Origin of the sequence: Legionella donaldsonii (assembly GCF_900452385.1) — a bacterium.
GTDB lineage: Bacteria > Pseudomonadota > Gammaproteobacteria > Legionellales > Legionellaceae > Tatlockia > Tatlockia donaldsonii.
In genome coordinates, this window is sequence record NZ_UGOA01000001.1 from 1,998,492 (window position 1) to 2,011,953 (window position 13,462).

Sequence of the window (13,462 nt, forward strand, 5' to 3'; positions counted from 1 at the left end):
CAATTCTAAAATTTAAACATCACGCACGCCCCCAAGTAACATTAATCTATTCCTGAAAAACCATTTCTTTCTAAAGCCTGTTGTAACTCATCGCCATGGTATATTGCTAATATTTTACTGGCATAACCCGGATCTGTCGCATACCCCGCACGATGCAACTCATCCACGTAACGCTCAGGATTACCAGTGTTTGCCAAAGCAGCTTCATAACGTTCATTTCCCTTAATCAGAGAGACATAATCATTAAAACTATGCTCAACGGATGGATACTTTCGAAAAGAAGCATTCATCTTAATAGGTGTATCGGCAATATACTCCGTAGTTTTAATTTTTACTGTTTCACCCTCTGTATTTGAGGCCGCTTTAATATTAAATAGATTATTACTACTACTGCCATCAGATCCTTTGGCGATGAATTGCCCCCACCCTGTTTCCAAGGCTGCTTGAGCTACCAAGATTTTAGGATCAAGGCCTAGTAAACCAGCTGCCTGTCTTGCATAAGGCCATATCGATTTTACAAAATCATCAATATCTGCGCTGCCAGCATTTGTTTTTGTCGAAGTAACCGCTAAAGGAGCGACACGAGAGGCTAACATGTTTTGTTCTATTACATTGGTCGTCTTGGGATTAACAGTAGTAGTAGCAGCTGTATTGACTGATTGTCCCAATTGCTTGGCAAGCATGTTTGCCAAGCCAAGGCCTTGTCCATTGGAAATATTATTAGCATATTGCCCGTCAAGCATGTCTTGAAATATTTGCTCATTTTTACCCATAAATGGGCTTGCATCATCAAGAAAATGCTGGCCCATTCGCATCGCTTTTAGCATCGATTGCAGAAAAATTGCTTCGAACTGTTTAGCTACTTCAGGTAATGCCTGTTTAGCATCCTTCTGTGCCTCTAGCTTTAAATTTTGCAAACCCTGAAAATCAGTTACCGCTAGTCCTTCTATCGTCATCTCAGTTCACCCGTTAAATGATGATTATGGTCGCATTTAATGCCCCAACCTGTTTTAAGGCTTCCAGAATAGCAACTAAATCAGCTGGCGTAGCTCCAACTGCATTAATCGCTTTAACAATATCTTTTAAAGAAGTACCTGGTGCGAATAAAAAGGTACGGTTACCCCGTTGTTCAACATTGATCTGGGTATCAGGAACAACGACTGTTCGCCCGTTGGCAAAAGGATTAGGTTGACTCACCTGCGGATTCTCACTAATCGTCACTACTAAATTACCATGTGAGACAGCAGAGGGCTTCACGTGAACATTTTGCCCAATCACAATTGTTCCAGTCCTCGGATTAATAATTATCTTAGCTTCAGCCTCTCCTGGCGTAAATTCAATATTCTCCAATACAGAAACATAATCTACTCGTTGCGACATCAGCTTGGGTGCTGACACCTCTACTGACGCAGCATCTATTGCCTCTGCTGTACCTGGTCCCATTAATTCATTAATGGCATCCCTCATCCGTTTTGCGGTAGTAAAATCAGGACTATGCAAATTGTAAGTCAGTTTTCGTGAAAAATAGAAAGGATTAGGAATATCAACTTCCACCGTTGCTCCATTGGCAATGCGTCCGCCGCTTGGTACATTCACTGTAACGCTCGAGCCATCGTCACCCTGCACTCCTAAAGCAACAACAGTGACGTTGCCCTGTGCCATAGCATAAACACGCCCATCAGCCCCTTTTAAGGGGGTAAGCAATAGGGTTCCACCGCGAAGACTTTTTGAATCCCCTATAGATGATACATTCACATCCATAGTCTGCCCTCTTTTCATAAATGAACTCAGGTTCGAAGTCACCATGACTGCAGCAATGTTTTTAGAATTCAGTTTGACTCCGGGAGGAATATTGATCCCTAACTGCATCAACATATTACCAAAACTCTGCTCTGTAAATCGGGTGCCAGAGCGATCGCCGGTGCCGTCAAGTCCTACTACCAAGCCGTAACCAATCAGTTGGTTATTACGAACGCCTGCTAAGGTCGCCAGATCTTTGATGCGCTCAGCAAAAATCAAACCAGTGAAGGTGCTGATAAGCAGAAAAACAAAAATTACAGAGCTTTTACGCATTAGCTGGTCCCTTAAAAATTGACAACTTATATCGGGAAGAGAGGCCCCCAAATAAATCGGGCAAACCAACCTTGTGCATTCGTATTATTGATTTGACCCACACCACCATAGGCTATTTTCGCATTGGCTATTCTATCTGACGTGATAGAATTATCTGGCCGAATATCCTGAGGTCGGATAATTCCCGACAACCTCACAAACTCACTACCCTGGTTAATACGAATCCACTTTTCACCCTGCACCACCATATTTCCATTTGCCAGAACCTTGGCCACAGTTACTGAAATACTGCCTGCCAATTTATTATTCTGTACAGATTGTCCCTCTCCTTCAAATTTACGGTTGGCATCTAAATCGAAATCAAAGTTATAACCACCACCCAAATTCACCGGACGCCCCATTACCGTTGCATTCACAATTTGTGTTTTATCATTTTTTCGCTGTCGGGTAATAGCACGCTTTTGAGCATCCGTTTTTTCCACCAGGATCACCGTAACCAGATCACCTGCATGCCTTGCACGAGGCGTTTCAAAAAGCGGTAATACCGTTTCTGCATTGTAAATAGCACCATTTGCATAACGCTTCTGGGTAGGATCCGGCGTTGTTGGGTAGGTAGGCGAATACTCGGGTTCAGTTCCTGGATAGGGTGGATTTAATGCTTCACAACCTGTGAGCAAGTATATAATTCCTGCGCCTAAGAGATACCGAAAATTAGTCATCGCCAATACCTAATTACAACGTTTGGGTTAAATACTGCAACATGTTATCTACAGTCTGAATTCCTTTTGCAGTAATCTCATAACTACGTTGAGCCTGGATCATATTCACTAGCTCTTCCACCACGTTGACATTAGATGCTTCCAGGGAACCCTGTAAAAGGCTACCTAAGCCTGAGTTGCCTGGGTTATCAGTTTGTGCAGGCCCACTAGCAACAGTCTCAACAAACAAATTCTGACCTAGTGGTTGCAGACCCGCTGGGTTCACAAAATCCGTTAATTGAATAATACCAAGTTGAGTTGGCACGTTATTTCCTGCAACAAGCGCACTTACAGTACCATCATTACCAATGGTTATACTTAAAGTTTGCTGCGGGATAACCATGGGGGGTTGCAACACGTAGCCATTCGCCGTAACAAGCTGACCTTGAGAATCACTCTGGAAGGTCCCATCCCGAGTATAGGTTTCTGTGCCATCAGGCAATAATACCTTAAAAAATCCTCTTCCCTGAATGGCAATGTCGAGAGGGTTTTGGGTATTCTGGATACTTCCCTGATTAAATATTTTTTGCGTGGCAACCATGTGCACACCAGTACCCATATTGATACCAGTCGGTATTTCTGTACTTTGGCTGGATTGAGCACCTGCCTGACGCAAATTCTGATAAATTAAATCTTCGAATACTGCTCTTCCCTTCTTAAAACCTGTTGTGTTGACGTTTGCCAAATTGTTAGCAATATTTGCAATATTTTTATCTTGCGCATCAAGACCGGTTTTACTAACCCATAATGCTGGTTCCATGGCCGTTCCTTGTTTTTATTATTATTTTTATTATAAAACTCACACTTGCAATAGTTGTGCCAATTTCTGTGAATTTTCGTCGACGGTCTGCATAACTTTCATTTGCGCTTCAAATTCTTTTCCCGTATTAATTAATTCAACCATGTTTGCAACAGGATTCACGTTAGAACCTTCCAAAGCCCCCTTCACCAAGACCACCGAGGCATCTGCGAGAGCTACGCCCCCCCCTTTTAGTTTCATTAAACCCTCATTACTTTTAATGAGATCTTTGTTTGCTAATTTAACCAGTTTAAGGCGATCCAAGACTGCAAGTTCATTGGGCTCTGCACCTAGCGGTACTATTGATATCGTACCATCACTTCCAATCTCAATTCGCTGCGCGGGAGGAATGGAAATTGGTCCTCCATCACCCAGAACAGGATGCTTTGATGCTGTCATTAGCATTCCATTTTCGTCGACATGAAAATCACCTGCCCGTGTATACGCTTCCTTGCCTTGTGAATCCTGTATCGCAAACCAGCCATCTCCCTGGACAGCAAGATCTAAATCTCGTCCAGTCGTCATTAAAGGACCATCGGTAAAATCCACACCATGTATTTGCTCGCCAACCAATGCTTCAGCAGTAGTTACTGAACCAGTAAGATACATAGATTGTGCCTGAAATAACTCACTTTTAAATCCTACTGTACCACTATTAGCCAAATTGTTTGCGCTAATTGCCTGACGATTAAAATCGGTTTGTGAGCCGTTCATGGCATTATAAAGGATGGGTTCCATATTCTATGATCCTCTTCTTATTATTGGCGCTCATCTTTCACAGCGATTATTCATAGAGCCTATTTTTAACGGATATTAATAATTGTTTGCGTTACCGCATCCGCAGTTCGTATAGTCTGGGCATTCGCCTGGAAATTACGCTGGGCACCAATTAACTTGACTAACTCACCGGTCAGATCCACGTTTGAATCTTCAAGCGCACCTGATTGGATCAAACCAAGACTACCGGTGCCAGGGTTACCAATCAAAGCTTGTCCTGACGCCGAAGTTTCAGCCCAATTGGTATTTCCTAAAGACTGCAAACCATCTGGATTGGCAAAATTGGCTAACTGAACTTGCCCCATGACTCGCGATTGCCCATTCGTATAACGTCCAAATAAAATACCTTCTTCATCGATATCCAAACCATCCAGGCGCCCTGTGGTGAAACCATTTTGAACGTTTGATTGCACTGCAAAAGGACTACCAAATTGAGTACTATTGGTGAGGTCTACGTTAAACGCTAGAGGATTTGCTCCATTCGTTAAAGCAATTGATAGAGGAATCTGGTTATTGGCTAAAGGAGCATTGGTTAAATCTGCCGCACTGGCAAAAGATCCATCACTATTAAAATTAATACGATATAAATTATCCGTGTTGTTTACAGCACCTAAAGGGGGAAGATCCTGATTATCCAATTGGAATGCCACATACCATTGGTTAGTCGTTCCTGGAGGTGTGGACGCATTCGGAGCCCCTAGAACAGCGGTGGAGTCAGCATGAATAAAATACATGGATAAAACATGTGAATTCCCCAGGCTGTCATAAACTGTCGAGGATGTAACATTATTGTAAGTATCACTTGCTGGAGAAACACCACCCGCCCAATTGACCGTCGGCGCTGTGGCATTCGAATATAAATTTAAGCCACTGGTCACGAGTGTTGTAGCATTTGGGTTGATATTAGCGGTATTAATTTGCAGATCACCGGCCAAACTACTTAACGCACCAGATTGATCGGCAATTAGCCCTGTCAAACGTTGATTGGAACTATTTACGATATAACCATCATTACTTACCCCAAAGGCACCTGCTCTGGTGTAAACTTTGGAGCCTTGATCATCCAAAACAAAGAAACCGGAACCACTAACGGCCAGATCAAGACTGTTATTGGTAAAAGTAAAACTGCCTTGACCAAACGTTTGCTGTACTCGGGATAGACGTACACCACTTCCAATAGAATTGGCACCGCCTCCATAAGAACCAGTGGCATATACATCAGCAAATTCAGCCCGCGAACTTTTAAAACCCGTGGTTGCCGAGTTTGCAATATTATTACCAATCACATCCAAATCAGAAGATGCTGCCTGAATTCCACTCAGTGCTGTTCCAAATACCATGACTGCCTCCTGTCCGTTTGATTCTGGTTATCAGATTTAAACCCCAATTTGATAACCTTTGGCACTTGCAGTTTATTCTCTTGAATGCGCTGCAAATTCCATTTACCCGGTAATTTGTTTTACGTCATTGAGTGATACCGGCCCCACACCGGCAACATTCAATTTTAAACCCTCACCATTTTGACCTAAACTCACGCTGTCTACATTGGCCGCTGTCATAGTTCTTAAGGCAACTTCCTTGCCAGAATAAATGCCATTTACTTTAATGGCATATTTTCCGGCAGAAACACGCTCACCTTTTTGATTAAATCCATCCCAACTGAACTCAAATTGTCCCGCACTTCGTTGCCCTAAAGGAATTTTTCTAATTAACTCCCCTGATTCGGCATAAATAGAAGCTGTCAAATCACTCACCCCAGCAGGAATATCAACGGCAGCTTTTGTATCACCTTCTTGTCCAAGACTTAAGCTAGTGCTATTCACTAAAACCTTACGGCCCACTAAAGCGGATGCTTGTAATGCCTGATTTGATTGCAGGGAGCTAGCAAGTTGCTCAATCGATTCTTGCATCTTAGTAATACCGTCATTCGTACTAAACTGTGCCAATTGGGCCAGGAAATCACCGTTAGTACTAGGCTCCAGGGGATCTTGATGTTGAACCTGTGCGACCATCAATCTTAAAAAATCCTGTTGGCCTAATCCCTTGCCTTGCGTAGTTCCTGCCTGTGACAATTGATTGACACCTATATTTGCCCCATTCACCGGATTCGTAGTCATTATTTACCCCTTACTGTCCTAACTGCAAAGTGCGTTGTATTAGTTGTTTGCTGGTATTAAGCATTTCAAGATCCATTTGATAGGCTCTCGATGCAGAAATAATATTCGCCATTTCTTCCACGTAATTAATATTGGGTGAATAAACAAAGCCATCTTTATCAGCCAGTGGGTGATTAGGTTGATACTGTTTGACAGGCTCTGCCTGACTTTCATAAATTTGCGGGACTGCGACTCCTGCCCGAACTTCATTATTCATCCATTGCTGACTCTCTTCCTGTATTTCTTGGAACACTGGATATTGGGCTCGGTAAGTACCCTCTGGACTACCCGTTACAACATTGGCGTTGCTCATATTACTGGCACTACTTGCCAGGCGTGTAGTTTCAGCAACCAACGCTGAACCAGCAATGTCAAAAACGTTATTCAATGACATGATGATTATTCTCCTCTCAACGCCGTTATCATTGACTTAATCTTATTATCCAAGAAAGTTAAACTTGCCTGGTAAGAGATCGCATTTCGAGCAAATTCAGTTATCTCCAAATCCTTATCAACCGTGTTACCGTCTAATGACACATGACTCGGTGTGCGATATTTAAGTTGACCTGCAAAATTTGTCTGTCCATCGATATGGTTTGGATTATCCACAACCATTTGTTGAGCAGAGGATGACATGGACTGGGCTAAAACATCATTAAAATCAATATCTCTAGCTTTATAATTAGGTGTACTCACATTTGCCAAATTATGAGCAAGTTGCGATGAACGCTGATCGCGAAGCACTAATGCCTTCGCATGTATACCGAGGTAACTGTCCAGATCAAATGCCATTCCTTTACTCCTGAAACCCTGTAGTAGCATGCCAAGCAAATGCTGTGCCAATTCATTAAATTTCTTCGTAAACTCGCTGCAGAGGAGAATTGCTTCGCTACAGTGCTCGCATTCCTCTTGTACTTTCCGTGGGCACTCCAGCTCTACGCTTGCACTTCTCCCCTGTAGCCAATTCTGGTGACGTCTATTCTTTTAATTCTCCGACTCTCAAAAACCCTAATAAGGTTTTATGAAATTTTCTCGCGATGATTGTCATTAACACAATTTAAGAGTAAGTTGCTTATGTTGTTCACTTAGTAACTTATAACTCAATGAATAGGGAAACTCTTGATAATCGTGCCAGGAATGCCTGATTGAATCAGAGGTAATCAAATGAAAGATAAGTCTGCAGAGCTACCAGAAAATGCCATTGAATCCATTAAATCTTATCTTTTGCAATTGCAAAATAATATCTGTAACACCTTAACTGAACTCGACGGCCAAGGGCAATTTCACGAGGACTCATGGACGAGACCGCAAGGTGGTGGCGGTTTAACGCGTGTCTTTAATGGGGGAAAAGTATTTGCCAAAGCAGGAGTCAATTTTTCCCACGTCTCTGGTGAGCAACTTCCCCCTTCCGCCAGCAGCCACCGTCCAGAACTTGCAGGCTGCTATTTCAGTGCTCTTGGGGTATCACTTGTTATTCATCCTGATAATCCTTATGTGCCAACTTCACATGCTAATGTACGTTTTTTTGTTGCTGAAAAAGAAAATACCCCCCCTGTTTGGTGGTTTGGTGGTGGATTCGATCTGACACCCTATTACGGTTTTCGCGAGGATTGCCAACATTGGCACCGAACAGCCCTTGCTGCCTGTCAACCGTTTGGCAGTGATCTTTATCCGCGCTTTAAATCATGGTGTGACCAATATTTCTATCTTAAACATCGTCAAGAGGCGCGCGGTATTGGAGGATTATTTTTTGATGATTTCAATGAAGGCGGTTTTTCTCATAGTTTTGGCTTGATGCAAAGTATAGGCAACCATTTCATGAAAGCTTACGAACCCATTGTTAAGAAGCGCATGGATCTGCCTTATGGCCCACGAGAAAAAGCTTTCCAACTATATAGACGCGGGCGTTATGTTGAATTTAACCTAATCTATGATCGCGGTACCTTGTTTGGCTTACAATCAGGTGGACGAGCTGAATCTATTTTGATGTCACTGCCTCCCGAAGTGCACTGGAAATATGACTGGCATCCACAAGAAAACACGGCAGAGGCCAGCCTGTACAGTGATTTTCTACCCGCTCAAGACTGGCTGGAAGCATAGGGTAAACAGAACAAATTGGAATCACATGGTTAACCTTCAACTAGTAGCTATTGCCAGGCATGAAGGTTAACTACTCCAGTAGAGCATTGACTTCCGATAATTTTATTGAATAATTTTTGCGCGATAAAAACTGCTCTTTAACAAAAACACGCCAATCAATAGCGCATTGGCCGCCTTCCAAGTCAATAACAAAATAACTATTCAAAGCATCTCTACTCCGTGTGCACAATAAAGTTCCGGCATGCAAAATCAGACAAGGTTTCATGTTATCTTTTTTGATTAAACTCACATGCGCATAGTGAAGATGTCCCGTGCACACTATATCAATATCACTACTGCGCAAAAAAGAGAGAAACTCCATTTCATTTTCCAAAGGTTTGTGTAACCCTTCAATACGATCAAAATTATGGTGAAAAAATAAGATATTAACGGCTTTTTTCTCTGTTCTGAAATATTGCTTTATTTTCTTAATTATTTTTGATGATAATTGGCCATCTTTAATTTGATATGGATCAACACTATTAACACCCAAAATTGCAAGGGAATCTGTAGAGAATTGAGCATTGAAATGCTTGGCAATGTATTTTTTATACGCTTTAAATGGATAAAATAGTCTCCCAAGCAGATTGTATAGAGGAATATCATGATTGCCAGGCACAACCAGGACTTCGCCTGGCAAACACCGTAAAAAAGATTGCAATAACTCAAATTGATAGGTCTTGGCACGTTGGGTCAAATCACCTGAAATGATTATAATTTCAGGTTTTAATAAGGCTAATTCAGCTAAAAAAGCCTCTCTAACATGATCTTGATGCATTCCAAAATGCAAATCAGAAATGTGGATTATTCTCATATTTATTCGTCAACAGTTGAAGAGACTTAGGTATAGTTTTATAAATCAAGGGGCAATCAGTCACTACAGCATCTCCATCCAAAGAAATAGAGATTCTCTCTTTATTCTTAACTTCTACTTTAATTGGAGTCGCAGATTTCATTATTTCAAAATTAGTGCTCTTTCCCAGGAGGTGTTGAATCATTTTTTCCAGGCTAAGCTTGCCATACTTCAAAAAATAAATACCAAGAAGCGCTTGTTTGAAATTACTACGTTCTATTTTGGTAGGAAATTGATAAGAGTAAAGATTATTACTAACCATAAAAAAAGAAGTATTCAGTGATAAATCCAAATTTTCATTTTTTATCGTAATCTGGAACGTTCCATGATGTCGGAAAGTCTGAATAATGCTGGGTATATAACTCAACCACTTATGATAAAATTTTGCATAATAATCTCTTCTTCGAGCGAATTGAGGATAAATACCAAGTGATGAATTATTAACAAATACCAACCCATTCACTTCAGCCAGATCAATTTTTATAGTGTGAGGTTTTGCAATAGCATCCAATATACTATTTATATCTGCAGGTAACGATAACTCCTTTACAAAATGATTCATTGTGCCAAGAGGAAGTACACCAAGAATTGTGGAGGTATTAACACAATATTGAGCAGCACTGCGAATTGTTCCATCTCCACCACCGACTAATAAAATCTTAAATTTTTTTATACAGTCTTGAATAGTGCTTACCAAATCATTGGGTTCAACGACAAAATAATAATAATTAATTCCCTTATCATCAAATGCCGTAAGATAATTAGTTATTTGAGGGGCATTTTTAGCTTTTTTATTTACAATAAGAGCGATAGAACTATTCATAAGCATCCCTTAAACAAATGAAATAGCTTGCCAGCTTGGGCAATTATGAGTCTTATTTTCTAGTACTACCGTGCAGCAAAGAAAATCAAGCTCATAAATAATAAGATAGTATAGATAAACAGCCCCTGATTTAATTTTTAAAATATTTACGCAATAGTAACCACAATCCTATCGCTACCAAGGCATTTAAAATAGCAAGTATAAGAAAAATAACTGCTATACCTAATTGTAGGTACAGTAAAAATATCACCAAAAGAGAACCGAGTACCATAAATAAGGCATTGCAGATATTATTACTTGCGATTACACGGGCTCGCATCTCATCTTCACTAGCTACCTGCAGGAAAGTATACAAAGGAACAATAAATAAACCACCACAAAAGGAAAAAAGGAAAAAATCAATAGTAATGCGTATGTTATTTATTTGAGTAAAAAATAGAGAGAGTTTTTGCAAAGGTAACGTAGAAGTGACTTTAGGCGATGCAAAATACAAGTCGATAGCAAATGCTGATAATAGCAACATGGCCAAAGGTACATATTTTAAGGTAATTTTTCCTCCCAGCAAATACCCAATTACAATAGATCCAAACGCAATACCAATCGAAAATAATGCTAAAAAAACTGCAAAAACAGATGTATCAGCATTTAAAACATAATGCATATAATCCGGTAATTTGGTGAGAACAACTGCACCGAGCAACCAAAACCATGAGATAGTAAAAATCGTCGGTAGGACCTTTCTATTTAGCATGGTTTCTTTCAACATTAATCTAGTTGCATGCCAAACATGCCAATCTACTTTCAACGTTTCTATTTTGGGTGGTGTATTTGGAATAAATAAACTGGAAAGCAGACCAAGAATTGCTATTATATTGGTTAATACTATTGCGTAACTTATATGAGCCTCTGTACTTCCAATAACCAAGGCACCAAAAGTAGTTCCTAACAGAATAGCTAAAAAGGTGCTTGACTCGATTAACGCGGTTGCATTAAGTAATAACGGACGCGGCAACAGATCGGGCAAAATAGCATATTTTAACGGTCCAAAAAAACTTGAATGGATACCCATTCCTGTTAAAACCATCATCATCAGTAAAACAGTTTGATAATGCAAGGCAAAGGCACCAACAACCATGAGTAGAACCTCAAATGCTTTTACCCATCGAGCCATTTTAGCTTTATCGTATTTATCTGCCAGCTGCCCTGCAGTAGCAGAAAACAGAAAAAATGGCAGAATAAATAGGGCTCCAGCCCAAGCTTGGTAATGCTCTGATTGAGTTGGAGTGGTACTCAAATGGTAACTAATCAAAGTTAATATGGATAATTTATAAGCATTATCGTTGAAAGCACCAAAAAACTGGGTCAAAAAAAAGGGTAAGAATACTTTCTTTTTTAATAAATAAGATATTTGATCAGGCATTCACTACTCCATCATTTTTCTGCCCGCAAAGGTAATCAGAAAGCCTATTGAAGTCAAATACTCTCTTGATAGCGTCTATCTAGCCTGCCATAGCGCGTTTGCTTAAAGAAGCAATAATTTTTTCAAGGCTATGCTGATACGGCTCTGTTTGCTCGATAATAGCCTTGGTACGTTCTTCGCAATACTCTTTTACTTCCCTATCGGGTAAAATATAAAAGGTTTTATTTTCTACTTCCCGTACAATGTGTTCAGCCACATCTTCAGCAGGTCGGCTCCGAGCCACTAAATCAGCTACCATATGGTGTAATTTATCCGCATGCAAAGGAGCGGAATTAGTGAGTAACTGAGTATTGGCAAAAGATGGGCAAATCACTGATACATCAACGGGTTTATCCAAACGTTTAAGATCAAAATACAACGACTCGGAAAGTGCAACTACGGCATGCTTAGACATTGCATAAGCAGCCATCTGTGAACCGCTACATAACCCATAAAAACTCGCCATATTTATCACATGGGCACGATGAGTTTGTTTAAACATTAAGGGCAAGAAAGCTTGTATGCCATGAATCACACCATGCAAATTGATATCCATAACTTTACGAATGTGTTCACTTGTTAATTCCCATATCGGGGCTAAATGACCACTTACACCAGCATTGTTGAATAACCAATCTATACGGTTAAAATGCTCATAACTTTGTTTTGCCAAATGCCGGAGGCTTTCGGGCTTTGTTACATCACAAACAACGCCAAGAACATCAACCTTTGCCTGCGTACTTAATTGCTCAACTTGATCACAAAGTGCGGTAACAGCATTATCAGCCATAACCACATGAATCCCACGCTGGATACAAACCCGAGCTAACGCAAGGCCAATACCACTCGCAGCCCCTGTAATAACTGCAACACGTTGCACCGATTCCATTCCACGACTCCTACCGTTTGTGAGGTTCTTCACGCTTTGGTTATTAATTATTAAATTCACCTGAATTGCAGTACTGCCGTACCTTGCAGCCTAACAACTCATACTTGAGTTAAAAAATCATTGGCGATAACGAGCTGAACCTCGTCTCTTGATTTCAAATAAACCAGAATGGGCGAATAATAACGATTCTGACCCCTGAAGGTCAAGAAATAGTTAGATTAGGAATCCAAACAAACCATTAGCAATAAATATCAAGCCAGGCACATCAGCCTGACTTGCTTAATAATTATTCGCTAACAACTATAACATCTTGTGCTTTGAACCCTTTGGGACCTTTATCAAGAATAAAAGTTACTGAATCATTTTCATGTAAGGTTTTGAACCCAACACCTTGAATATCTTTGTAATGCACAAATATATCATCGCCCTGTTGATTGACGATAAATCCAAATCCCTTTTTTTCATTGAACCACTTAACATGGCCAGTTTCTCTTTGCGACATTCACTATCCCCTTCTTAAACTCTTCTACCTAAAGCGGTAGGGCAAACATTTCAGCATCCACGCAGTTCAAATTGCGGGCAACTATAAAAGAAATGCCTCAAATACCTCTTAATTTGCGCTACAATGGATACATCACAATGCTTGAGTGCCCAAGCATTATGATTAGCATAACAGTTTTTTATTGATTGTTAACGATTTTTTTTAAAATCTTCGAATTAAGCCTTTATCCTTATA

The 13,462-nt window shown here is 40.5% G+C and carries 15 protein-coding genes; 1 reads left to right on the plus strand and 14 read right to left on the minus strand.

All coding sequences use genetic code 11. From position 1 onward, the window contains the following. Nucleotides 1-41: 41 nt before the first annotated feature. From flgJ to flgB, 9 genes are all read right to left on the minus strand, one after another. Complete coding sequence (gene flgJ / locus DYC89_RS09130; RefSeq protein ID WP_115221505.1) at nt 42-956, minus strand: flagellar assembly peptidoglycan hydrolase FlgJ; 915 nt, start codon at nt 954-956, stop codon at nt 42-44. Between the two features lie 13 nt (nt 957-969). After that, nucleotides 970-2,073 carry a flagellar basal body P-ring protein FlgI gene (locus tag DYC89_RS09135; RefSeq protein WP_115221506.1) on the minus strand — a complete coding sequence of 368 codons (1,104 nt, stop codon included), beginning with the start codon at nt 2,071-2,073 and terminating at the stop codon, nt 970-972. Nucleotides 2,074-2,099: 26 nt separating this feature from the next. Continuing rightward, nucleotides 2,100-2,792 carry a flagellar basal body L-ring protein FlgH gene (locus DYC89_RS09140; protein WP_058445397.1) on the minus strand — a complete coding sequence of 231 codons (693 nt, stop codon included), beginning with the start codon at nt 2,790-2,792 and terminating at the stop codon, nt 2,100-2,102. 13 nt (nt 2,793-2,805) lie between these two features. Further along, on the minus strand, nt 2,806-3,591 hold the full coding sequence (gene flgG, locus DYC89_RS09145; RefSeq protein WP_115174988.1) for a flagellar basal-body rod protein FlgG: 786 nt from the start codon (nt 3,589-3,591) through the stop codon (nt 2,806-2,808). 39 nt (nt 3,592-3,630) lie between these two features. Continuing rightward, entirely contained in the window at nt 3,631-4,368 is a 738-nt protein-coding gene (locus DYC89_RS09150; RefSeq protein WP_115221507.1) for a flagellar basal body rod protein FlgF, read from the minus strand. A 65-nt stretch (nt 4,369-4,433) separates the two neighbouring features. Beyond that, nucleotides 4,434-5,747, minus strand: coding sequence for a flagellar hook protein FlgE (flgE, locus tag DYC89_RS09155; protein WP_115221508.1), 1,314 nt, complete (start codon nt 5,745-5,747; stop codon nt 4,434-4,436). 102 nt (nt 5,748-5,849) lie between these two features. After that, a complete protein-coding gene (locus DYC89_RS09160; protein WP_115221509.1) occupies nt 5,850-6,524 on the minus strand; it encodes a flagellar hook assembly protein FlgD in 675 nt (224 codons plus the stop codon). Between the two features lie 10 nt (nt 6,525-6,534). Continuing rightward, nucleotides 6,535-6,957 carry a flagellar basal body rod protein FlgC gene (flgC, locus tag DYC89_RS09165; protein WP_115221510.1) on the minus strand — a complete coding sequence of 141 codons (423 nt, stop codon included), beginning with the start codon at nt 6,955-6,957 and terminating at the stop codon, nt 6,535-6,537. Between the two features lie 5 nt (nt 6,958-6,962). Then, entirely contained in the window at nt 6,963-7,355 is a 393-nt protein-coding gene (flgB, locus tag DYC89_RS09170) for a flagellar basal body rod protein FlgB (RefSeq protein WP_115221511.1), read from the minus strand. 372 nt (nt 7,356-7,727) lie between these two features. Here flgB and hemF point away from each other — a divergent pair, with 372 nt between their 5' ends. Continuing rightward, complete coding sequence (gene hemF, locus DYC89_RS09175; RefSeq protein ID WP_115221512.1) at nt 7,728-8,663, plus strand: oxygen-dependent coproporphyrinogen oxidase; 936 nt, start codon at nt 7,728-7,730, stop codon at nt 8,661-8,663. 70 nt (nt 8,664-8,733) lie between these two features. Here hemF and DYC89_RS09180 read toward each other — a convergent pair whose 3' ends face one another. The 5 genes from DYC89_RS09180 to DYC89_RS09200 form a co-directional block, all read right to left on the minus strand. Next, entirely contained in the window at nt 8,734-9,516 is a 783-nt protein-coding gene (locus DYC89_RS09180; RefSeq protein WP_115221513.1) for a metallophosphoesterase family protein, read from the minus strand. Then, complete coding sequence (locus DYC89_RS09185) at nt 9,494-10,378, minus strand: diacylglycerol/lipid kinase family protein (protein WP_115221514.1); 885 nt, start codon at nt 10,376-10,378, stop codon at nt 9,494-9,496. The genes DYC89_RS09180 and DYC89_RS09185 overlap by 23 nt, the downstream gene beginning before the upstream one ends. Nucleotides 10,379-10,508: 130 nt before the next feature. After that, nucleotides 10,509-11,798: an MFS transporter gene (locus DYC89_RS09190; protein ID WP_115221515.1), complete on the minus strand. Its 1,290-nt coding sequence runs from the start codon at nt 11,796-11,798 to the stop codon at nt 10,509-10,511. A 79-nt stretch (nt 11,799-11,877) separates the two neighbouring features. Continuing rightward, a complete protein-coding gene (locus tag DYC89_RS09195; protein ID WP_115221516.1) occupies nt 11,878-12,726 on the minus strand; it encodes an SDR family NAD(P)-dependent oxidoreductase in 849 nt (282 codons plus the stop codon). 286 nt (nt 12,727-13,012) lie between these two features. Further along, entirely contained in the window at nt 13,013-13,228 is a 216-nt protein-coding gene (locus DYC89_RS09200; RefSeq protein WP_115221517.1) for a cold-shock protein, read from the minus strand. Nucleotides 13,229-13,462 lie beyond the last annotated feature (234 nt).